Source organism: Aeromonas sp. A35_P (assembly GCF_002259925.1).
GTDB classification, from domain to species: domain Bacteria; phylum Pseudomonadota; class Gammaproteobacteria; order Enterobacterales; family Aeromonadaceae; genus Aeromonas; species Aeromonas dhakensis.
The window spans coordinates 43424-63608 of the sequence record NZ_NEVB01000253.1; the positions used below are offsets into that span (position 1 = coordinate 43424).

Genomic DNA, 20185 nt, shown 5'->3' on the forward strand with positions numbered 1-20185 from the left:
GTCAAGAAGTGTGCAGTCAGGCCGATAGCTGATCTACAGGCATGGTGGGAGGACACATTATGCAGATCGACGGAGTGGGCGCGGCCCAACCCAAGGGAGTGGGTGTTGCTCCCAAATCGCCCCAGCAGGCGGAAGCAAAGCAGACCAACAACGAGGATGAAGTCTCGTTGCACAAGGCGCCGAAATGGGCGCAGGTGCTGGTGCAGCAGGCGCTGCAGTTCGCGCTGGAGATCAACGGCCAGGGCTACAAGGCGCCCAAGGCGCAGGATCAGCCGGAGGCGGTGACCCCGGATACCCTGTTCGACTTCCAGTCGGTGGCCGACAACGTGCTGCAGTTCGTCACCGGCCGGCTGGGGGCTGCCCGGGCCGACGGCAAGTCGGACGACAGCCTGACCGGCATGATGGAGCAGGCCCGCAAGGGGGTGGACAAGGGCTTTGATGACGCCAGGAAACAGCTTGGCGACTGGGCGGACAACGAAGACATCAAGACCGGCATGGATCAGAGCTACAAGCTGATCCAGGAGGGGCTCGACCAGTTCGAGAAGGAGTTCTTCGGCAAGGTCTCCACCACCGACATGGGCCAGGCCGAGATGGCCAGCCGCCAGCAGGGCTCGCTGGAGATCCAGACCAAGGATGGCGACAAGGTGGTGCTGCGCTTCAACGACAGCTGGCAGACCAAGTCCCAGAAGGATGACAGCGGCAGCCAGTTCAGCCTCAAGTCGAGCCAGAGCTTCAGCTTCTCGCTGGAGGGCAACCTGAGCAGCGAGGAGATGGACTCCATCGGCAAGCTGGTCAAGGGGATCGACGATCTGGCCGGCAGCTTCTTCTCCGGCAATTTCGACGACCTGTTGAAGAAGGCGGGCGAGCTGAAGCTGGATGACAGCCAGCTGGCCTCCTATTCGCTCAAGCTCAAGCAGAGCCTCAAGCTGAGCCAGACCTATCAGGGGGCGCACTCCCTGCAGGAGATGCTCAAGCCGCTGGCCGACTACCTGCCCAAGCTGGATCAGGTGCAGCAGCAGGCGGATGCCCTGCTGCCGGCATCCCAGCAGCAGGCGCTGACGCCGGCGGTGCTGGCGGCCCGTGGCCAGAGCGATCCGGCCCAGGTGGGCAGCTTCACCAGCTTCAACCAGCGGATGCTGGATGCGCTGCGGATGATCGGCCAGTTCCAGCCGGCGACGGATACCAGCAGCAAGAGCGTCTGAACCGTTTTGGATTGAGAAGGACCATGACCGGCCGTTTGCCAGCTCCTGCAGGGGCTGGCAAACTGGCCTTTTTCCCGATCCGGCCAGCCCATGAACCCGAAAAAGCCCAGAGACAAGCGCGAGCTTTGCTACCCCTTCATCTTCGAAACCCAGTTCCAGTGTGACTACGAGATCGCCACCGACGAGCTCTGCTGCCAGGTGGGCGCCGTGTTGTCACAGCTGGCTCCGGAGGCCGAGATTGCGCCCATGCAGGCGGATCTCGCGGCGCTGCAGCGGCTTATCTACAACCTCAACGGCTCGGTGCGCGGCCGGCTCGGCATCTTCGAGGAGGATCTGGCGTGGCTGAAGGGGCGTTACGATCACTACAACGAGGCGAGCCGCGGCCGGGTCACCGGTTTCGTGCTGCCGCAAGGGCCGCAGCCGATCCCGACCCTGCACCTGTGCCGCTGCGGCAGCAAGAAGGTGGTGCGGCTGCTGGTGCGGTTGGAGGAGAGCGGGGTGTGCTTCGACCCCATCCTCTATCGGTTCGCCAACCTGCTGGCCAACTTCTTCTTCGTTCTGACCGTCTACCTCAAGCAGCTGTGGCAGGTGGACGAGGTGCCCTACGTCAGCATCAACTACTGAATACGGCCAAAAAAGCTTTTGTTTTTCATGAAGATCAAACACGATCATCCCATTTGTCGGTTGCCGGGATGGTCCCGGTAGTGCAGGGGGAAGGTCATGACCATGCTTCATCTCAGTGGCAGTTCGTTCTTGATGCCGGGCAACCTCGCCTAGCGCCCCCTGGCTGAATATGGCGAAGTGCAGGTGGCCCCCCATGGCCAGTGGTTGCAGATCCTGATGAATCAGGGCGCCGATGCCGCGGCCGGGATCCACATCATCATCTGGTTGTGGGAAGATCTGGTGCCCGCCCGGACCCTGCAGGAGTGGGGCCGTCTGGCGCAGGACGAGCAGCAGCTGGCGGTCGCCGCCTTTGTCGACGCGCTCTGTCAGCCTCTATTGCAGCATCTGCAGCGCCGCCCGCAGGATCATCTGCTGGTGGGGGCCTGCAGCCATGCTCCGCTCTGTGTCTATGGCACGACCCCTGCCGTGCTCGCCGCGCTGGCCAGTGCGTTCGAGCAGCAGATGGCCCGCCTGCGCCTGCAGCAACCCGGTCTGGACGACCTGCACCTGCCGCTCTGGCTGCAACAACATGGCCGCCAGCACTGCTTCGACCGGCGCAACCTCTATCTGATGTCCTGCCCCTTCTCCATGGCCGGTCTGGCCAGCCTGGCGCAGTGGATGCTCCCCTTGCTGCAGCGGTTGCAGCAACCCGCCCACAAGGTGCTGGTGCTCGACTGCGACAACACCCTGTGGGGCGGTGTGGTCGGCGAAGACGGTGTCGGCGGCGTCCTGCTGGGACAGGACGGGATGGGCCGGCTCTACCAGGCCTTCCAGCAGGCGGCCAGTCATTGGCACGGGCAGGGCATAGTGCTGGCGCTCTGCTCCAAGAATCTGGCGGACGATGTGTGGCGGCTGTTTGACGATCATCCGGGCATGGTGCTGACACGGGCGCAGATCGCCGCCGCCGAGATCGGCTGGGAGCCCAAATCCCAGGGGCTGCGGCGGCTGGCCGCGCGCCTCAATGTCGGGCTGGACAGCCTGGTCTTCTGGGATGACAGCGAACTGGAGCGGGCTGAGGTGCGGGCCAACTGCCCCGAGGTGCTGGTGATGACCCCGCCGGCCGATCTCTGGAGCTGGCCGGATGTCCTGCTGACGCTGCCGGCCCTGTGCAGTCGCCACCAGAGCCGGGATGACGGCCTGCGGCAGCACTCCTATCAGGCCCAGGCCGAGGCCGAGGCGGTGCGCCGGCAACTGGGCGACGAGCACGTCTTCCTGTGGCAATTGGCGCTGCAGGCCGACTGGCAGCCGCTCTCCCCGGGCAACCAGTTGCGAGCCGAACAGCTCAGCCAGAAGACCAATCAGTTCAACCTCTCCGGCCGCCGCTATCAGGCGGCGGAGCTGGCTCGGCTGGCCAGCGAGGGGGGTGAGGTCTGGCTGGCCAGCCTGCGAGACCGATTCGCCGATCACGGCATGACGGCCCTGCTGGTGGTACGCCCGCTCGAGGAGGGCAGGGCGCTGCTGGATACCCTGGCCATCAGCTGCCGGGTGCTGGGGCGCGGCTTTGAATACTGGCTGCTGGCGCAACTGGCGAACCATCTGCTGGCGCAACTGGCGAACCATCTGCGGGCGCAAGGGGTGAGCGAGCTGGTCATCAGCCTGGTTGCCACCACCCGCAACCAGCCGGCGCGGGATTTTCTGGCGAGCCTGCCAACCCGGCCGATAACCACTCCAGCGGGCTTGCTGCCGCTGGCGGACGAGCTGTTCCTCACGCTTGATCTCTGCTCTCTTTCTCTCCCGTTTTTGGAGTTCTATGCCAATGAATGACCTTATCGCGCTGGCACACCAGCAGTTCCCCCAGGCCAGCATCAACGCACAGTCTGCCCTCGGCAGCTTTCCCGAGTGGGACTCTCTGGGTCACTTCAACCTGCTGCTGCTGGTCGAGCAGCACTATGCCGTGCGGTTCGAGCCGCACGAGCTGGCCGAGTTGAAGAGTCTGGCCGACATCCAGCAAGCCTTGCAGAGCAAAGGGGTTGCCGTGTGAAGCAGGCACTCGAGCAGGCGCTGACCGAGCTGGGGATCCCCAGAGGCGGCGCCCTGATGGTGCACTCGGATGCCATGGTGGTGGCCCAGTTTGCCGGTATGGGCAACGCCGCAGGCATCGCGGCCTTCTGGACATGCCTCGAGCAGTGGCTGGGCGGGCACCTGCTGGTGCCGACCTTCAGCTACAGCCCGATGGCGGACGAGTGCTTCGACCCTGCGCAGACCCCGAGCAAGGTGGGCTTGATGACGGAGCTGTTCCGCCAGCGGGAAGGGGTGGTGCGCACGCTCGATCCCGTCTTCAGCATGGCGATCAGCGGCCCGCAGGGGCCTGCGCTGGTGGCCCGGGAGTGTCACGACTGTTTCGGTCAGGAGAGCCCGTTCGGCTGGCTGGCGGAGCAGGACGGCTGGCTGCTGGGGCTGGGTTGCCACCCCGACCGCATCACCTTCACCCACTACGTGGAGCAGCGGCTGGCCGTCCCCTACCGCTATCACAAGATGTTTGCGGGCCAGGTGTGCGTCGATGGCCGGGTGCGAGAGTGGCAGGCGGATTACTATGTGCGCGACCTGTCGCTGGCCAGCGAAATCGACCTCTCCCGGCTGGTGGCCCTGTTGCAGGAGCGGGGCGCCTGGCGCCAGACGCTGTGCCAGCGGGTGCCGGTCTGGGCTGTGTCGTGCCGTGACTTCATCCTGGCCGCCGGCGAGTTGCTGGCGGCGGCCCCATACGCCCTGATCCGGGCGGGAGGAGAACCTCATGCAGTTTGATCACATCGGACTGGTGGTGCCGGACCTGGCGAGCGGTGTGGCCTATTGCCGCGACGTGCTGGGGCTGAGCCGCTTCTCGGCGGCGGTGGAAGATCCGCTGCAACGGGTCTGGGTGCAGTTCGTGCATGACGACCATGGCCTCTGCTACGAGCTGGTCGCACCGGCCGGCGAGGAGAGCCCGGTCGCCCAGGTGCTCAAGACCCGGCGCAACGTCATCAACCACCTTGCCTATCGGGTGAATAACCTGCGAGAGAGTGCCGAACGGCTGCGCACACCGCGCCACCTGCCCCTCGGGCCCAGCCAGCCGGCCATCGCGTTTGGCGGCGTCCACGTCCAGTTTTTCCTGAGCCCCCTTGGCCACATTGTCGAATTGATCGAGGCACCCACCCCATGAGTTTTCCACCCAAGAGCGGCTATCTGCCCACCGACTGGGACGACCAGGTACAGGTCGGTGAACAGCTGCATCGGCTGCTCACCCTGTTGTTTCCGCTCAATCGCAGCCTGACCGGGGACGGGGTTCGGCAGTCGCTGGCCCTGTGGCGCGAGCACTGCCTGCCCGAGCTGCAGATCCATGAAGTGGCCAGTGGCACCGAGTGTTTCGACTGGACCGTGCCTGACGAGTGGAACGTGCGGGAGGCCTACATAGTGGGGCCGGATGGACGCAGGGTGGTGGACTTCCAGGATCACAACCTGCATCTGGTCGGTTACTCGGAGCCGGTGCGCTGCACCCTCTCGCTGGCCGAGTTGCAGCCCCATCTTCACTCTCTGCCCGAGCAACCGGACGCCATTCCCTATGTGACCTCCTACTACAAGCGCCGCTGGGGCTTCTGTCTGCCCCATCGGCTGCGTGAGGCGCTGCCGGAGGGAGAATATCAGGTGGTGATCGATGCCACCCTGGCACCGGGCTCGCTCACTTATGGCGACTGGGTGCTGCCGGGGGAGAGCGAGCAGGAGATCCTGCTGTCGAGCTACACCTGTCACCCCTCCATGGCCAACAACGAGCTCTCCGGCCCCTGTGTCGGCGTCTTCCTGATGGCCTGGCTGGCGTCACTGCCCACACGCCGTTACAGCTACCGGCTGATGCTGGTGCCTGAAACCCTGGGGGCCATCGTCTATCTCTCCCGCCATCTGGACCAGCTCAAGCAGCACACTCTGGCCGGCTTCAATCTGACCTGCCTTGGCGATGACCGCAGCTACTCCTTCCTCCCTTCCCGCCAGGGCAACACGCTGGCGGATCGCATCGGTCGCCATGTGCTCGGTCATCTTGCGCCGGGCTACAAGGCCTACAGCTTCCTGGAGCGGGGCTCCAACGAACGGCAGCTGTGCGCGCCCGGCATCGATCTGCCGGTCACCTCTGTGATGCGCAGCCGATATGGCTGTTATGCCGAGTACCACACCTCGCTCGATGACCTCTCGCTGGTGACGCCGGCCGGGCTGGCTGGCGGCTTCCTAGCGCTGCGCCGCGCCATCGAGTGTCTGGAGCTGGACGAGCGCTGCGAGGTCACCGTGCTGGGCGAACCCCAGCTCGGCAAGCGGGGGCTCTACCCGGATTTGTCGACCCGCTATTCGGGCTGGCAGGTGCGGGAGATGATGAATCTGCTGGCCTACAGCGATGGCAAGCTGACCCTGTTCGAGATCGCCGAGACCATAGGGGCGCCGTTCTGGCGAGTGGAGCCGCTGGCACGGATGCTGCTGGAGGCGGGGCTGCTGCGTCGCCTCGGCCCGCAACCGGACTACTCGATGACCAGATAGGCCGGCCCCGGGTTGTGCGGGGTGCGACGGATGGCGTAGCGATCCAGCCCCAGCACCTCCTTGAGGGCCAGGGTCTCCCCCGGAAAGGCGGGCCAGTTGAGCTCATCAAATGCCAGCACAGATCCCTTGGTCAGGTGCGGCTTGATGAGCTCGAGGCAGTGGCGGGTCGGCTCGTAGAGATCAAAGTCAAAATAGGCCAGCGCAATCATGGTCTCCGGCTGACGGGCCAGATAGGCCGGCAGCGTCTCGGTCACATCCCCCTTCACCAGCTCATGCTTGACGATATGGTCCAGCGGGCTTTCCGCCTCATGGGCGGCGAGCAGTTGGGACAGATGCTGCTCATAGCCCGGCGTCACCCCGTAGGCGCCGGGCTGGATGGCGGCGTCGCTGCCATCTTGCGGGGCGTGGGAAGGGAAGCCGCTGAAGGTATCGAATCCCACCAGTTTGCGGTTGTAGTTGTAGGGTTCATACATGCCGCGAAACGAGGAGAAGAGCGCCAGGTTCTGACCCCAGCGGGTGCCGAAATCCATGATGACGCCGTGGACCGGCACGATCTTCTGATACAGCTCGTGCATGAACAGGATGCGGGAGAGCGACTGGCGCTTGAGGTAGAGGCCCAGGTTGTTCTGCAGTTCGGCCGCGGGCAGCGGGCTGGCGTGCAGCAACTCGCTGAAGGTCTGGCGGCGTGACAACTCCTGCTCAGAGGCGTTGGACATGGCCTTGATCATCGATGGTCTCCTGTGGGGGGGGCGCCGGCCGGGGTCGACAGGCAGTGCACCACTTCATATTCGAGGTAGTCGGCCAGTCCCAGCCAGTCCTGGCGTTCCTGGCACTGCAGCAGGGCGGCTACCAGTCCGGGCGGCAGGTCGCCCTGCTCGGTGAGCACCTCTTGCAGCAGTTCCGGCAATGCCTGACTCGCGGCGACCGACTGCCCCAGCCGAAACTGGTGCGCCAGGGCGGTGAGGCGGGTGATCTGGCCGCTTTTCATTGCACGTACTCCGGGTGATAGTGGCAGCCGGCGATCTCCGCCCCTTCCCGGCTGCAGCTCCAGAACTGCACCTCGGGGTGGCGCGCTATGTAGCGCTCGAGCTCGGTGCGGTAGGCGGAAAAGTTCGGATTGGTCTTGACCCGCCGGCCATGGCCGTCGAGGGCCCAGCTGAGCGCCAGCGCGGCGCTGGGGCCGAGGGCGCCATCGGCCCAGCCCGAGTGAGTGAGCTCACCGGGAAAGGCGAAGTCGGTGCCCAGCAGGATGACCTGGCGGCAACCCATCTGCACGGCAAGATCCACGGCGGGATGAATGACGCTGCCGCCCGAGTGCAGCACGCCCTTGGGGAGCGTCTGTCGCAACTGCTGGTACATGGGGCTGCGGGAGTAGGCGGTCTTGCGCGGCCCCTGCCAGGCCAGCAGGGCCGCCGTGGGTACCGTGGGGTAATAGACCAGGGTTGTCTGGGCCGACTGGGCGGCGGGTAGCCGGTTGCCGTGGATGGCGTCATCTATGGTGATGACGATGTCGGGTCGGATGCCGTGGCCAAGCAAGAAGGCCAGCGCGGTATCGACGCTGATCAGCAGGTAGTCCTGCCGACGACTCTGCAGCTGGGTCTGCAGGGTGGCCAGGTTGTGTTGCAGGGTCGGGCCGCTCGCCACGATCAGGGCCTGCTTGCCCTGGGCCAGACCGAACAGGGATGCCACATCGCCGTCGCCGGCCACCAGTTCACGGTTTTCGGCCAGCCGCCGGGTGACGTCGGGGTGCTCGGCGTCGAACCTGGCCCGGGCGAACGGCAAGTCTATTTCACTCACCAGCCGGTCGCGGATGCGGGCGGCGGCATCCTCCACCAGCAGCAGCTCGGGCGGCAGGGCGAAGAAGGGCAGCCGCACTTCCCCCTCGTCGCCGGCCATCATCAGCTCGACCCTGGGGTCCGTCAGCCAGTCCTGCTGGTCCAGCAGCCGCAGCACCAGGGCAAACAGGGCGCCATTCATGATCTTCACTTCCAGCCGTTTGAGGCTGCTGCGCCCCAGCAGGGCGCGCGGCAGATCGCCAAGCCCGGTACCGTAGAGGTGCAGCACAGCTTGCTCGGGCAGGCTGGCGGCCTGCAGTTCGGCTTCCTTCACTCGGTCGTGCCGGCTGGTGAGCTGGATGCCGTGGAGGCTGAGGGTGGAGCCGAGCCCTTCGGTCAGCTCGGCCGGCAGGCTTTCCACATCCTGTGCCAGCAGGCGGGGCCAGAGGGCGGGCCAGCGCTGGCTGATGAGCCTGCCGTGCTGGTTGAAGAGATCATCACTCATCCTTGTCTATCCACTCCCAGCTCAGCGGTTGATTGGCGCTCAGGCTACGGTTGACCCGTTTGCCGATGAGTCGATCGTAATCGGCGGGAGGCAGGCCGAGGGCGGGGCGCACCGACTTGATATGTTCTGCGGTGAGCACCTCGCCGGCTGCCATCTCCTTGACCAGATAGAGGGAGCGGCGAAACGCGCGGTTGCCCTGTTCACTGGCGGTGAGTTGGTAATCGGCCACCCCGAGGGCGGCATGGGCGGTATTGACCGAGGCTACCAGCTCGGTGAGTTCGGCCGGTTCCATGGAGAAGGCGCAATCCGGCCCGCCGTCGGCGCGGGCCAGGGTGAAGTGCTTCTCGATGAGGGTGGCCCCGAGCGCAGTGGCGGCGATTGCCGTGGCCGATCCCAGGGTGTGATCGGAGAGCCCCACTTCGACCCCGAAGCGTTGGCGCAACATAGGGATGGTACGCAGGTTGTATTCGGCTGCCGGCGCCGGATAGCCGCTGACGCAGTGCAGCAGGGCCAGCTGGCCGTTGCCGTGCTTGAGTGCCATCTCGACCGCGGCGGCGATCTCGGCCTCGTTCGCCATGCCGGTGGACATGATGAGCGGCTTGCCGGTCTGGGCGGCATAGCGGATGAGGGGCAGATCCACAAGCTCGAAGGAGGCGATCTTGTAGGCCGGGCAGTTAAGGGATTCCAGCAGATCCACCGCGCTGAAGTCGAACGGACTGCTGAAGACCGTCAGCCCCAGCTCGCGCCCCTTGGCAAACAGGGCCTGATGCCACTCCCAGGGGGTGTGCGCCCACTCATAGAGGTCATACAGGTTGTGGCCATCCCACAAACCGCCGTGGATCTGGAACTCGGGCCTGTCACTGTTGAGGGTGATGGTGTCGGGCCGGTAGGTCTGCAGCTTGACCGCGCTGGCCCCGGCCTCCCTGGCGGCGGTCATGATGGCCAGTGCGCGATCCAGGTTGCCGTTGTGGTTGGCCGACAGCTCGGCGATCACGTAGGGAACCTGCGCCGGGCCGATGGATTGATGGGCGATCTGCATCTGTGTTCAGACTCCTGTGCCAAGTTGCCAGCCTTGCGGCGCCGGCTGCCAGGGGGCAGGGGGCGCTATCTGCGGTGGCTCGGCAAGATAGAGGGGAAATTGGGAGAAAATTGTTTGCAAGCGATGTGCCAGCTCTTGCCACTCCGCTGGTTGCAGTGGCCGGGTGGCCTGCCAAGTCAGTTGCTGGCCATTCAGGGTCAGGGTGAGCAGCGGGCGGTCATCATGGCGTAGTTGCCACTGTTGGCCATCTGGTAACAGCTGATAATCCGATTGTTGCAGCAACCAGGCGGTGAGCCGATCCAGCCCCAGTCCATCCACTTGTTGCTGGGCGCGGCGGCGGTAGTCGTCTGACTGTTGTTCAAGGCGTTGCAGGGCCTGCAGCAGCCGCTCAGGCTCGGCCAGCTCGCTCAGGGTCAGCCGCTCGGCCAGCTGAAAGCGGGCGATCACCTGGTCGTTGAACTGCTGGTTGTCGACGATGGGCACCGCCAGGGTCGGCAGGCCGAGACAGGCCCGCTCCCAGGTCATGCCGCCGGCGGCGCCGATGGCGAAGTCGTGCCGGCTCATCAGGTCGGCCATCTGGTCGCTCTGGCGCAGCAGCGCCAGGTCGAGGTGGGCCAGTTCGGCCACCCTCTGTTCCAGCTCGGGCCAGAAGGGATTGGCGCCGCCCGCCACCAGGGTCCACTGGATGGTGCGGGCCCAGGGCAGCTTGGCCAGGCTGTTGAGGGTGACGAGGCAGGCACCCGCCGGGTCGGCGCCGCCAAAGCAGACAAGCCCCCGTCGCCACTGACTGGCGTGTTGCCGCGCCAGCTGGCGATAGGCGGGGCGCAGCAGGGCGTAGTCGGTACCCAGCAGCAGCCGGCAATCGGCGGGGGTGAGGGGCTGGTAATCGGCGACGCGGCGCAAGGGGCCCTGATCCAGCAGCAGCTGGCAGTGGTGCGGCCGGTCGGCTAGATCATCGATCACCAGCACGCGGCCGCAGTGGGCGGCCAGTTTTTGTTCGATTGTGTGGTCAATTTGGTAGTGATCGAATACCAGCCAATCGGGCTGCAAGCCGGGCAGCGGGCCGGCGTCATCCAGCGCGCTCAGGGGATGGTGGTGATGGGGCCGCAGCAGCGCCAGCAGGTGTACCGGCAGATCGCGGCAGAGGAAGTGGCACTCGGCCCCGGCGGCGTGCAGCCGATCGGCGATGGCCAGGCAGCGCATCAGGTGGCCCAGCCCTATTTCGGCGCCGGCGTCGAGCCGGAAGGCAACCTTAAACGTCATCTTGGGCCAGCACTTGATAGAGCAGTTCGGCCAGGTGCCAATCTTCCGGCGTATCGATGTCGACCACTCTGTGCCGCGGCAATATGTGGCCAATCCCTTCTCCCCCCACCGGGCTGATCCCTCCCAGCCAGGCTGTGCGGCTGCCCCAGTAGAACTGGCCAGCATCCTGATAGGCGGGCTCCAGATCCTGGGAGCGTTTCGCCATCTGCTCCGGCCAGAACGGTGTGACCCTGCCTTGCGCGTCCATGCGTACCGCTCGCTGGATCGGGAAGCCGAATTCGGCCACCGTGTAGACGAAGGGAGCCTGGCTGGCGAGCAGGCGAGCGTGGGTAGTGCGCAAGTCGGCGGCCTGGATCAGCGGCACTGTGGCATAGATGCAGCAGTAGTGCTCTGCCTGGATGCCAAGCTGGTCGAGCCGCTGGATGGTGTCGATCACCACAGGGGTGGTGCCGGTATGGTCATCGGCCAGCGCGGCGCCCCGCAGGAAGGGCACCTCGGCCCCGAGGCGACGGGCCACCTCGGCGATCTCAGGGTCATCGGTGGAGACCACCACCCGACTGAAACAGCCCGAGTCCCTGGCCGCCCCGATGGCGTAGGCAATCATGGGCAAGCCGCAGAAGGGGCGGATGTTCTTGCGGGGAATGCGCTTGCTGCCGCCCCGTGCCGGGATGATGGCGATGGCCATGATGCTCTCTCCCTGAGGAGCCCGACGTGGTCGCCGAGCCGGATAATTGATGACAACTCGTTGATTATTTTTGAGATTATACCGAGTTTTCATCTTATATTATTGAGCTTTGCTACGGAATTGCCCGGTGATGGTCGATAACATGGGCAAGTGATGGGACGTCGTTGGTATTGAACATGAGTTATGGTGTCGAATTGCGCCCGCTCCAGCCCTGGGATCTGCCCACCCTGCGACGCTGGCGCAACCTGGACGAGGTGCGGTTGCAGATGGTGGAGCAGGCGCTCATCTCCCCCCGCCAGCAACGGCAGTGGTTCGTCAGCAGCCTTGAACGGGCTGACCAGCAGCACTGGGTGCTCTGGTGCCGCGGCCTGCGGGCTGGCTACGTCAATCTGAAAGGGGAGACGCGGCAATCGCTGCAGGGGCAGCCGGTGGCCGATGCCGGCCTCTATCTGGGCCGCTCCAGCGTGCGTCACCCCATGCTGGCCGTCGCCGCCGCCCTGTCACAGCTCGATCAGGGCTTCGATACTTTCCTGCTCGGCTGCATCCGCACTCTGGTGCGCAGCGGCAACGACGCCGCTTTGCGTCTCAACGCGCAACTCGGTTATCGCCAACAGGGGCAACAGGGCGACTTCATCGCCCTCGAACTGCAGCCCGCCGACTATTATGCCGCTCGAGAACGGCTACGGAGATTTTTCAGATGACTACAGCGTTGGAACAGGTTTTTGCCGATTCCCTCGGCATCGACGTCAGCACTGTCAGCGACCAGCTGGCCTACAACAGCATTCCCCAGTGGGACTCCGTCGCCCACATGGGCCTGATCGCCCAGCTGGAGGATTGCTACGGCGTGCTGCTCGATACCGATGACATCATCGACATGAGCTCGGTCGCCAAGGCGCGGGAGATCCTCGCCAAATACGGGGTCGCCCTCTGATGCAGAGGCTGCTGCAAGGCAAGCGGGTGTTGATCACCGGCGCCGGGCGCGGCATCGGGCTCGCCATTGCCCGGTTGTTTGCCGCGCAGGGGGGCGAGCTGTGGCTGGCGGGACGCGACGAGGCGGCCATGAGCCGGCTGGCTGATGAGCTCGGCGCCGAGTTCGGCGTACCTTGTCACTCGCTCTGTGTCGACGTGGCGCAGCCGCAGGCGGTCAAGCAGGCCTTTCAGCAGCTGTTTGCCCAGACGCGCCAGTTGGACGTACTGGTCAACAATGCCGGCATGCTGGAAGAGGGGCTGCTCGGCATGGTCAACCAGGCCCAGCTGGAGCAGACCTTCAGTCACAACACCTTCAGCGTGGTCTATTGCAGCCAGTATGCCGCCCGCCTGATGCAGCGCAGCGGTGGCGGCAGCATCATCAATCTGGCCTCCCTGATGGGGCGGGTGGGTGCCGCCGGGCTTTGCAGCTATGCCGGCAGCAAGGCTGCGGTGATCGGCATCACCCAGTCGCTGGCCAAGGAGCTGGCCGCCAGCCGGATCCGGGTCAATGCCATCGCTCCGGGTTTCATCGACACCGAGATGGCCCACGCCATCCCGGACGACAAGTTTGCCGAGCGGCTCGCCAGCATCGCCATGGGGCGGATCGGCACGCCGGACGAGGTGGCCGGTGTTGCGCTGTTTCTTGCCTCCGACCTGGCAAGCTATGTGACCGGCCAGGTCATCGGCGTGGATGGAGGCATGACGGTCTGATGGATCACGCGCACGCACTGCTCGCCCACCTGCGGGAAGACAACCCGGCGCCGGCCTGGCGCGATCCGCAAGAGGGCTGGCTCTCCTACGGCGAGCTGGCACGGCGGGTGGCGCGGCTGGCGGCCAGCTATCCGGACGAGCGCAGCCTGGTCTATCTGCCCTTCTTCACCCGCACCGCCCACCTGCTGCACTATCTGGCGGCGCTCAAACTGGGGCATGTCGTGATGCTGGCAGACCCCGCCCTCCCTGCGAGTCAGCACGATGCCAGCTGCCGGCAGTTTGGCGTGAGCTGGCGGGTCAATGACGTCGGCCAGCTGGAGCGGCTCGCCGCGACGACGCCGACCCTGCACCCGGCGCTGGCGGTATTGCTGCCGACCTCGGGCAGCACCGGCAGCGCCAAGTGGGTTCGGTTGTCGGGGCGCAATCTGGCGGCCAACGCCGCCTCCATCGCCGATTATCTGGCGCTGACGGCGGCCGAGCGGGCCATCACCAGCCTGCCTCTGTACTACTCCTACGGCCTGTCGGTGCTCAACAGCCATCTGCTGGTGGGCGCCTCCCTGGTGCAGCACGAAGGGAGCGTGCTGGAGCGCGACTTCTGGCAGCAGGTCGACTTGCACGAGGTGAGCAGCTTTGCCGGGGTGCCCTTTACCTATCAGATGCTGGCCCGACTGCGCTTTGACTGGGCCCGCTACCCTTCGTTGCAGACCCTGACCCAGGCGGGCGGGCGTCTCGAACCCGCGCTGGCGCAGCAGTTTGCCGAGCAGGCCCTGCGGCTGGAGCGGCGCTTCTTCGTCATGTATGGCCAGACCGAGGCCACCGCCCGCATGGCCTGGCTGGCGGCGCCCGAGGTGGCCGCTCATCCCGATGCCATCGGCCGCGCCATTCCCGGCGGCCAGTTCGCCTTGCGCGTGCTGGAGGGGGGCAAGCCCGGAGAGGGGGAGCTGGTCTATCGCGGCGACAACGTCATGCTGGGGTACGCCGTTACGGCCGAGGATCTGGCGCTGGGTGCCCAGCTGCAGGAGCTGGCCACCGGCGATCTGGCCCGTTGCGACGAGGCGGGCCGCTACTACATCTGCGGCCGGCTCAGCCGTTTTCTCAAGCTGTTCGGCAAGCGGGTCAGCCTGGCGGAGGTCGAGAGCCAGCTCCATCGCTGGGGCTGGGCGGGGGCCTGCGGCGGGCGTGACGACTGCCTGCTGGTGGCCGTCGAACCCCGTAGTGACCAGACGACCGACGGCTTGCAGCGCGAGCTGGCGCAGTGGCTGCAGGCCCCGCCGCGGGCGGTGCAGGTGGTGCAGGTGACACAACTGCCGCGTACCGCCAATCACAAGATTGACTATGCCGCTCTGGCCAGACTGGCGGGGGAGGCGTGATGGAGCAGTTGCTGAGCGCGCCGGTCTTCGCCCTGCCCCAGGCCGCCAAACAGGCGCTGCTGCTGGCGCGGCTCAACGCGCTGACTGCGCACCATCGGGCGCACTGCACGGCCTATGACAATGTGCTGCAAGCCTTCGGCTGGACGGCCGCGGCGACCGACTACGCTGCGCTGCCCTACCTGGCGGCCCGGCTGTTCAAACTGGCCCAGTGGCAGAGCGTGCCGCAGAGCGAGGTGTTCAAGGTGCTCACCTCGTCGGGCACCACGGGTTCACCATCACGGATCGTGCTGGACCGGGAGACCGCCGCCCTGCAGAGCAAGGTGCTGGTGAAGATCCTGCAGGAGTTTGTCGGCAAGCAGCGCCTGCCCATGCTGCTGGTGGAGCAGCCCGCCCTCATCCAGAACCGCAGCGGCTTTTCGGCGCGCGGCGCGGGCGCGCTGGGGCTCTCCTTCCTTGGCCGTGATCATACCTATGCCCTCGACGAGCAGATGCGGCCCAACTGGCCTGTCATCGAGGCCTTCTGTGACAAATATGCCGGCCAGCCGGTGCTGCTGTTCGGCTTCACCTTCATGGTCTGGCAATGCCTGCTGGAACCGCTGCGCGAGCGCGGCCTGCAACTGCCGCTGACGCAAGGCATGTTGTTTCACAGCGGCGGCTGGAAGAAGCTGCAGCACCTGGCGGTGGACAATTCCGCCTTCAAGGCCCGCTGCCGTGACCAGCTGGGGTTGGGCCGGGTACACAACTTCTACGGCATGGTGGAGCAGGTAGGCTCCATCTTCGTCGAGTGCGAGCAGGGACACCTGCATGCTCCCGTGTTTGCCGATGTACAGGTGCGCGATCCGCTCACCCATCAGCCGCTCGGGATTGGCAGCCCAGGCCTGCTGCAGGTGCTCTCCGCCATTCCCGGCAGTTATCCCGGCCACAGCCTGCTGAGCGAGGATCTCGGCGTGCTGCTGGGAGAGGATGACTGCCCTTGTGGCCGCCATGGCCGTTATTTTCACGTAGCGGGACGCCAGCACGGCGCCGAGGTGAGGGGATGCAGCGACACCTTCCAATGACCCCGTCCGGGGCGACCACCGGGCTCTGGCAGGAGGGGCCGCCGGTCAGCTTCGTGGCCCCGACGGCGAGCTGGCAGAGCTTCTGCCCGCAGCCGCTGCCCTGCTTTGCCCCCGTCATCTGCGACTTCGTGGCGGCGCTGTCGGCCCGCCTGCAGCAGGAGGGGCGTCGTCACCCCGATCTGGCTGCGTTTGGTTTCTGGCTGCGGCCGCGCCAGCTGGCCAGAGAGCAGAAACGTTTGCAGGGACGGGGACCGCTGGGGGTCACCTTTCACCTGGTGCCCTCCAACGTGCCGACGGTGGCCTTCTACTCCTGGCTGGTGGCTCTGTTGATGGGCAACCCCTGCGTGGTGCGACTGTCGTCACGCCGCGATCCGCAGCAGGAGGCCATGCTGGCGATCCTCAACGAACTGTTCAGCCTCGGTGAATGGCAAGCGATCGCCGCCCGTACCCGCTTCATTCGCTATGACCACGACGAGGGCATCACCGCCTGGCTGTCGGCGTGCTGCCGGTTGCGCATCATCTGGGGTGGCGACGAGACCATTCGCCAGGTGCGGGCCATTCCCCTGGCACCCACGGCGCAGGAGGTGGTATTTCCGGACCGCCGCTCGATGGCGGTGCTCGACAGCCGCTGGCTGGCCGGGCTGGATCCGCAAGAGTGGCAACGGACGCTGGATGCCTTGCAGCAGGACTGCACCCGTTTCAACCAGCAGGCCTGCGCCTCGCCAACTACCCTCTGCTGGCTGGGCGAGCCCGACGAGGGGCTGCGCCGCCGCCTGCTGGAAGCCCTGTTTGCCCCCTTTGCTGCCGATCCCGCCCTGGCGATGGAGCGGCTCATCCACAGTCAACAAAATGCCGCCGAGCAGGGGGCAATGAAGGTGACCAGCTTGCCTGGCGTCACCTTATTGACTCCGGCGAGCGCGCTGCGGCTCGCACACGTCGGAGGAGGTACAGTTGCCGAATTTGTGGCCGATACCCTGAATGAGCTGCTGGCGCAGCCCTGGGACATGCAGACCTGCGTCTGGGTCGGCGGTGACAGGGCCGGGGTCGAAGCGGCGCTGCCGACTGCCTCCACCTGCCGGATTGACCGGGTGGTGTCGCCGGGACAGGCGCTCGCATTCGAATGGCACTGGGATGGTATCGACATGCTGCAACTGTGCAGCCGTGGCCTCAGCCGACGCGAATAATCGGGTGTGGCTCACATAAATCCCGCAGCTTCAATGGATTAGCTTGGTCAGGCATACCTCTTGCAGTAAAACCTGACAGAGAGGGAGAAGGGTTGACAGGGACCGTGCGGTAGCCTTGCCCATTTTCTCCCATCCGCTTCTTTTCTATTCATTTTCCCTTGGATTTCCCTATGAAAGTCAGCGTATTGGTGCCCGTCTACAATCTGGCGCGCTTCATCGAACCCTGTCTGCTCAGCCTGCTCGAGCAGCAGACGGATTTCGAGTTCGAAGTGATCGCCATCGATGACGGCTCGAGTGATGACTCCTGGTCCATCATGCTGCGGCTGGCACGGCAGTGGCCGGCCCTGCGGGCCCTGCAAAACGAACAGAACATGGGGCTGGCCAGAACCCAGAAGCGGCTGCTTGGGGAAGCAAAAGGGACCTACCTTGCCTATGTGGATGGCGACGACCTGGCCTTGCCGGGCAAGCTGCAGCGTCAGGCCGACTACCTGGACGCGCACCCCGGCTGCACGCTTTGCTATCACGAGGCGGAGATGTTTGACGATGAGACCGATGCGCGCATCAAGCTCTTCACCCGCGATTATTACAATGCCCGCTACCTCGAACCCGTGATGACGCGGGAGGCGCTGATCCGCTTCGGGGTCTTCGTCAATGCCAGCTCCATCATGTTTCGCCGCTATGACGGCATGGCCGATGCCATTGATGAGGGGTGCAAGATCATTCTCGATTATCCCTGGCACATCCTGAATCTCTCCCTCAATCCGGGCACTCTGGATTTCATCCCCGAGCTGCTGGGGCGTTATCGCTTCCATACCCAGAGCTTCGGCGGGCAGACCCGCAAATCCGCGGAGCGGCGTGAGCAGTCGCTGCGCGACCTGCTGCGCGCCTGTGACAATGCGGCTGCGTTTGGTGCAGACCCGGTGGTCATTGCCCAGGGGCGTGCCCATCACTACTACTCTGCCGCGCTCTACTTTTTGCGGCAGGATGATGCCGCCCGCTTTACTCAGCTCATCGAGCAGTCGGCGGCAGAGGTTGCGGAGCTGGCCCCTGGCTGGTTCTTCGACGAGCGCCATCAACTGGCGTGGGCGCAGCGAGCCCATCCCGCCCGGGTCGTACAACAACTGTTTGGAGAAGCGGCGTGAGTTATCAGGCAATCGTCATTGGCGCCGGGCTGTCTGGCGCCGTCATGGCTGAACGCATGGCCAGCCAGCTTGGCTGGAAGGTGTTGGTGCTGGAACAGCGCGACCATATCGGGGGCAACTGCTTCGACGAGTATGACGAGCATGGCGTGCTGATCCATCGCTATGGGCCGCACCTCTTCCATACCGACAGCAAGGAGGTGTGGGATTACCTGTCGCAGTTTACCGAGTGGTTGCCTTACGAGCACCGCGTGCTGTCGCGTATCGACGGGCAACTGGTGCCTATCCCGTTCAACCTGACCAGCATCGAGCGCTGTTTCCCCGCCGACAAGGCCAGCGCCATGATTGAGGCCCTGCGCACCCGGTTCGGGGATGGCGCCAGAGTGCCGATCCTCGAACTGCGCAAGGAGCAGGATCCCCTGCTGGGCGAACTGGCGGATTTCATCTATCAGAAGGCGTTCGTCAACTACACCAGCAAACAGTGGGGGGGGCCGCCCGAGCAGATCTCCCCCGAGGTGACGGCGCGGGTACCCGTGGTGGTCAGCCGGGATGATCGCTACTTCACCGACCCCTGGCAGGCGGTGCCGGCCGCAGGCTATACCGCCATGTTTGAGCGCATGCTCGCGCACCCGCTGATTGACGTGAAGCTGTCGACCCCAATGGCACAGCACGTCAGGCTGGATTGGCAGCAGAAGCGGGTGCTGCTGGATGGCGAGCCATTTGATGGCCCCTTGATCTATACCGGGAGGCTGGATCATCTGCTGCCGGCAGAGGGGAATTACCTGCCATACCGCTCACTGCGTTTTGAGCATCGCCATCTGGCGCAGGAACAATTTCAACCGGTCACTACCGTCAATTATCCGAACGAAGAAGCCTTCACGCGGATCACCGAGTTCAAGCATTTCAGCGGGCAGGTGCATCCCGGTACCAGCATCGTTTATGAATATCCCTGTGACTATCAACCGGACCAAGGGCTAGAGCCTTACTACCCGCTATTTACCTATGCAGCCAAACAGCATTATCAAGCGTGCCGTGATGAGGTGGCCCAGTTCCCTCAGCTGATTGCCCTGGGACGCCTTGCCGAGTATCGCTATTTTGATACCTGATTACCCATGATTAGCAGTCACCCCGAACTATACTGATCTTATGCACAGTTATCGAGGAGCGAGATCATGGCCAAAAGCAAAGTCCAATTCCAGAAAGGCTACAGCCTGTTTGAGCTTCTCAAGGACTATGGCACTGAAGCTCAGTGCGAAAACGCGTTGTTCACTTGGCGTTTTCCTCACGGCTTTGTCTGCCCTGAATGTGCCAACAAGACCTGTTGTCACCTGAAAAGTCGGCCACGCGTGCTGCAATGCAATCACTGCCATCACCAGATGTCATTGACTGGGAACACTATTTTCGCAAACACCAAGCTCCCGCTGACCAAGTGGTTTCTGGCGATGCACCTGTTGTCACAAACCAAAACAGGTTTGTCAGCGATGGAGCTAAAGCGCCAGTTGGGCGTCAAATATGACACCGCCTGGATGCTCAAGCACAAGCTGCTGCAAGCCATGAAAGAGTCCGATGACAAGCAGCCCATCAGCGGCATCATTCAGCTCGATGATGTCTACTGGGGTGGCGAGCACCGTGGTGGCAAACGGGGTCGGGGCGCGGCAGGCAAGACGCCATTTGTGGCAGCAGTGGCCCTGAACAAGGAAGGGCATCCAATCAAGATGCGGATGACGGTGGTCGATGGTTTCAAAACCAAGTCCATTGCTGATTGGGCAAAACGGCATGTTGCCAGTGGTAGCGCGGTGATATCCGATGGATTGGCCTGTTTCAGGGCGGTGAAGGAGGCCAATTGTGAGCACCTGGGTGTTGTCACCGGGGGCAACCTTGACTTGCTGGATCATCCGGCATTCAACTGGGTAAACACGATGATAGGGAATGTGAAGAACTCGCTGCGGGGCAGTTGCCATACGCTCGGAGCGAAGCATTTACCGAGACATCTTGCTGAATACTGCTTCCGGTTTAATCATCGTTTTGACCTCAAAAGCATGTTGGTTGAATTGGGGCATGCAGTCGTGGCAAGCCCTCCGATGCCATATCGGCTCTTGAAGCTGGCTGAGGGTCATGGGTAATCAGG

General features: G+C 64.4%; 22 protein-coding genes. 16 read left to right on the forward strand and 6 right to left on the reverse strand.

Annotation, left to right across the window (positions count from 1 at the left end; genetic code table 11):
- Positions 1-59: 59 nt before the first annotated feature.
- From CAK78_RS21200 to CAK78_RS21230, 7 genes are all read left to right on the forward strand, one after another.
- The gene (locus CAK78_RS21200) at positions 60-1202 is read left to right on the forward strand and encodes a DUF5610 domain-containing protein (protein ID WP_094698602.1); all 1143 of its coding nucleotides are present in this window, start codon (positions 60-62) and stop codon (positions 1200-1202) included.
- A 90-nt stretch (positions 1203-1292) separates the two neighbouring features.
- Entirely contained in the window at positions 1293-1826 is a 534-nt protein-coding gene (locus CAK78_RS21205; protein ID WP_025202502.1) for an ATP--cob(I)alamin adenosyltransferase, read from the forward strand.
- 159 nt (positions 1827-1985) lie between these two features.
- The gene (locus CAK78_RS21210) at positions 1986-3629 is read left to right on the forward strand and encodes an HAD-IIIC family phosphatase (RefSeq protein ID WP_369597530.1); all 1644 of its coding nucleotides are present in this window, start codon (positions 1986-1988) and stop codon (positions 3627-3629) included.
- Positions 3622-3846: an acyl carrier protein gene (locus tag CAK78_RS21215; RefSeq protein ID WP_094698603.1), complete on the forward strand. Its 225-nt coding sequence runs from the start codon at positions 3622-3624 to the stop codon at positions 3844-3846. Before CAK78_RS21210 ends, CAK78_RS21215 begins: the two co-directional genes overlap by 8 nt.
- A complete protein-coding gene (locus tag CAK78_RS21220) occupies positions 3843-4607 on the forward strand; it encodes an AAC(3) family N-acetyltransferase (protein ID WP_094698604.1) in 765 nt (254 codons plus the stop codon). Before CAK78_RS21215 ends, CAK78_RS21220 begins: the two co-directional genes overlap by 4 nt.
- Positions 4597-5001 (forward strand): VOC family protein, encoded by a 405-nt coding sequence (locus CAK78_RS21225; protein ID WP_094698605.1) that lies wholly within the window; start codon positions 4597-4599, stop codon positions 4999-5001. Before CAK78_RS21220 ends, CAK78_RS21225 begins: the two co-directional genes overlap by 11 nt.
- Positions 4998-6359 (forward strand): DUF4910 domain-containing protein, encoded by a 1362-nt coding sequence (locus CAK78_RS21230; RefSeq protein WP_094698606.1) that lies wholly within the window; start codon positions 4998-5000, stop codon positions 6357-6359. The genes CAK78_RS21225 and CAK78_RS21230 overlap by 4 nt, the downstream gene beginning before the upstream one ends.
- Here the strand turns inward: CAK78_RS21230 and CAK78_RS21235 are convergent.
- Genes CAK78_RS21235 through pseF form a run of 6 tightly spaced genes read right to left on the reverse strand, consistent with a single transcriptional unit; the run spans position 6341 to position 11626 of the window.
- Positions 6341-7087, reverse strand: a complete 747-nt coding sequence (locus CAK78_RS21235; RefSeq protein ID WP_094698607.1) for a class I SAM-dependent methyltransferase — start codon at positions 7085-7087, stop codon at positions 6341-6343. The two genes, CAK78_RS21230 and CAK78_RS21235, sit on opposite strands and share 19 nt — an antisense overlap.
- Complete coding sequence (locus CAK78_RS21240) at positions 7084-7347, reverse strand: hypothetical protein (protein ID WP_094698608.1); 264 nt, start codon at positions 7345-7347, stop codon at positions 7084-7086. Before CAK78_RS21240 ends, CAK78_RS21235 begins: the two co-directional genes overlap by 4 nt.
- The gene (locus tag CAK78_RS21245; RefSeq protein WP_094698609.1) at positions 7344-8639 is read right to left on the reverse strand and encodes a motility associated factor glycosyltransferase family protein; all 1296 of its coding nucleotides are present in this window, start codon (positions 8637-8639) and stop codon (positions 7344-7346) included. The genes CAK78_RS21240 and CAK78_RS21245 overlap by 4 nt, the downstream gene beginning before the upstream one ends.
- Complete coding sequence (gene pseI / locus CAK78_RS21250; protein ID WP_094698610.1) at positions 8632-9678, reverse strand: pseudaminic acid synthase; 1047 nt, start codon at positions 9676-9678, stop codon at positions 8632-8634. The genes CAK78_RS21245 and pseI overlap by 8 nt, the downstream gene beginning before the upstream one ends.
- A 6-nt stretch (positions 9679-9684) precedes the next feature.
- Positions 9685-10941: a UDP-2,4-diacetamido-2,4,6-trideoxy-beta-L-altropyranose hydrolase gene (pseG, locus tag CAK78_RS21255; protein WP_094698611.1), complete on the reverse strand. Its 1257-nt coding sequence runs from the start codon at positions 10939-10941 to the stop codon at positions 9685-9687.
- Positions 10931-11626: a pseudaminic acid cytidylyltransferase gene (gene pseF / locus CAK78_RS21260; RefSeq protein WP_094698612.1), complete on the reverse strand. Its 696-nt coding sequence runs from the start codon at positions 11624-11626 to the stop codon at positions 10931-10933. Before pseF ends, pseG begins: the two co-directional genes overlap by 11 nt.
- 164 nt (positions 11627-11790) lie before the next feature.
- Here pseF and CAK78_RS21265 point away from each other — a divergent pair, with 164 nt between their 5' ends.
- The 9 genes from CAK78_RS21265 to CAK78_RS21305 all read left to right on the forward strand — a co-directional run bounded on the left by CAK78_RS21265 (position 11791) and on the right by CAK78_RS21305 (position 20180).
- On the forward strand, positions 11791-12327 hold the full coding sequence (locus tag CAK78_RS21265) for a GNAT family N-acetyltransferase (RefSeq protein WP_094698613.1): 537 nt from the start codon (positions 11791-11793) through the stop codon (positions 12325-12327).
- Positions 12324-12557 (forward strand): acyl carrier protein, encoded by a 234-nt coding sequence (locus CAK78_RS21270; protein ID WP_094698614.1) that lies wholly within the window; start codon positions 12324-12326, stop codon positions 12555-12557. Before CAK78_RS21265 ends, CAK78_RS21270 begins: the two co-directional genes overlap by 4 nt.
- Positions 12557-13306 (forward strand): SDR family NAD(P)-dependent oxidoreductase, encoded by a 750-nt coding sequence (locus tag CAK78_RS21275; RefSeq protein ID WP_094698615.1) that lies wholly within the window; start codon positions 12557-12559, stop codon positions 13304-13306. The genes CAK78_RS21270 and CAK78_RS21275 overlap by 1 nt, the downstream gene beginning before the upstream one ends.
- Positions 13306-14676, forward strand: a complete 1371-nt coding sequence (locus CAK78_RS21280) for an AMP-binding protein (protein WP_094698616.1) — start codon at positions 13306-13308, stop codon at positions 14674-14676. The genes CAK78_RS21275 and CAK78_RS21280 overlap by 1 nt, the downstream gene beginning before the upstream one ends.
- On the forward strand, positions 14676-15734 hold the full coding sequence (locus tag CAK78_RS21285) for a LuxE/PaaK family acyltransferase (RefSeq protein WP_094698617.1): 1059 nt from the start codon (positions 14676-14678) through the stop codon (positions 15732-15734). Before CAK78_RS21280 ends, CAK78_RS21285 begins: the two co-directional genes overlap by 1 nt.
- Positions 15731-16918 (forward strand): acyl-CoA reductase, encoded by a 1188-nt coding sequence (locus CAK78_RS21290; RefSeq protein WP_094698618.1) that lies wholly within the window; start codon positions 15731-15733, stop codon positions 16916-16918. Before CAK78_RS21285 ends, CAK78_RS21290 begins: the two co-directional genes overlap by 4 nt.
- Positions 16919-17076: 158 nt before the next feature.
- Entirely contained in the window at positions 17077-18060 is a 984-nt protein-coding gene (locus CAK78_RS21295) for a glycosyltransferase family 2 protein (RefSeq protein ID WP_094698619.1), read from the forward strand.
- On the forward strand, positions 18057-19163 hold the full coding sequence (gene glf / locus CAK78_RS21300) for a UDP-galactopyranose mutase (RefSeq protein ID WP_094698620.1): 1107 nt from the start codon (positions 18057-18059) through the stop codon (positions 19161-19163). Before CAK78_RS21295 ends, glf begins: the two co-directional genes overlap by 4 nt.
- A 66-nt stretch (positions 19164-19229) precedes the next feature.
- Entirely contained in the window at positions 19230-20180 is a 951-nt protein-coding gene (locus CAK78_RS21305) for an IS1595 family transposase (protein ID WP_094697266.1), read from the forward strand.
- Positions 20181-20185: the final 5 nt, after the last annotated feature.

Coding starts and splice junctions, on each gene's coding strand:
- CAK78_RS21285 (WP_094698617.1), top strand. CDS start 14,676: ATGGAGCAGTTGCTGAGCGCGCCGGTCTTCGCCCTGCCCCAGGCCGCC.
- CAK78_RS21245 (WP_094698609.1), bottom strand. CDS start 8,639: ATGAGTGATGATCTCTTCAACCAGCACGGCAGGCTCATCAGCCAGCGC.
- pseG (WP_094698611.1), bottom strand. CDS start 10,941: ATGACGTTTAAGGTTGCCTTCCGGCTCGACGCCGGCGCCGAAATAGGG.
- pseF (WP_094698612.1), bottom strand. CDS start 11,626: ATGGCCATCGCCATCATCCCGGCACGGGGCGGCAGCAAGCGCATTCCC.
- pseI (WP_094698610.1), bottom strand. CDS start 9,678: ATGCAGATCGCCCATCAATCCATCGGCCCGGCGCAGGTTCCCTACGTG.
- CAK78_RS21270 (WP_094698614.1), top strand. CDS start 12,324: ATGACTACAGCGTTGGAACAGGTTTTTGCCGATTCCCTCGGCATCGAC.
- CAK78_RS21280 (WP_094698616.1), top strand. CDS start 13,306: ATGGATCACGCGCACGCACTGCTCGCCCACCTGCGGGAAGACAACCCG.
- CAK78_RS21240 (WP_094698608.1), bottom strand. CDS start 7,347: ATGAAAAGCGGCCAGATCACCCGCCTCACCGCCCTGGCGCACCAGTTT.
- CAK78_RS21290 (WP_094698618.1), top strand. CDS start 15,731: ATGACCCCGTCCGGGGCGACCACCGGGCTCTGGCAGGAGGGGCCGCCG.
- CAK78_RS21230 (WP_094698606.1), top strand. CDS start 4,998: ATGAGTTTTCCACCCAAGAGCGGCTATCTGCCCACCGACTGGGACGAC.
- CAK78_RS21205 (WP_025202502.1), top strand. CDS start 1,293: ATGAACCCGAAAAAGCCCAGAGACAAGCGCGAGCTTTGCTACCCCTTC.
- CAK78_RS21235 (WP_094698607.1), bottom strand. CDS start 7,087: ATGATCAAGGCCATGTCCAACGCCTCTGAGCAGGAGTTGTCACGCCGC.
- CAK78_RS21275 (WP_094698615.1), top strand. CDS start 12,557: ATGCAGAGGCTGCTGCAAGGCAAGCGGGTGTTGATCACCGGCGCCGGG.
- CAK78_RS21215 (WP_094698603.1), top strand. CDS start 3,622: ATGAATGACCTTATCGCGCTGGCACACCAGCAGTTCCCCCAGGCCAGC.
- CAK78_RS21305 (WP_094697266.1), top strand. CDS start 19,230: ATGGCCAAAAGCAAAGTCCAATTCCAGAAAGGCTACAGCCTGTTTGAG.
- CAK78_RS21200 (WP_094698602.1), top strand. CDS start 60: ATGCAGATCGACGGAGTGGGCGCGGCCCAACCCAAGGGAGTGGGTGTT.
- CAK78_RS21225 (WP_094698605.1), top strand. CDS start 4,597: ATGCAGTTTGATCACATCGGACTGGTGGTGCCGGACCTGGCGAGCGGT.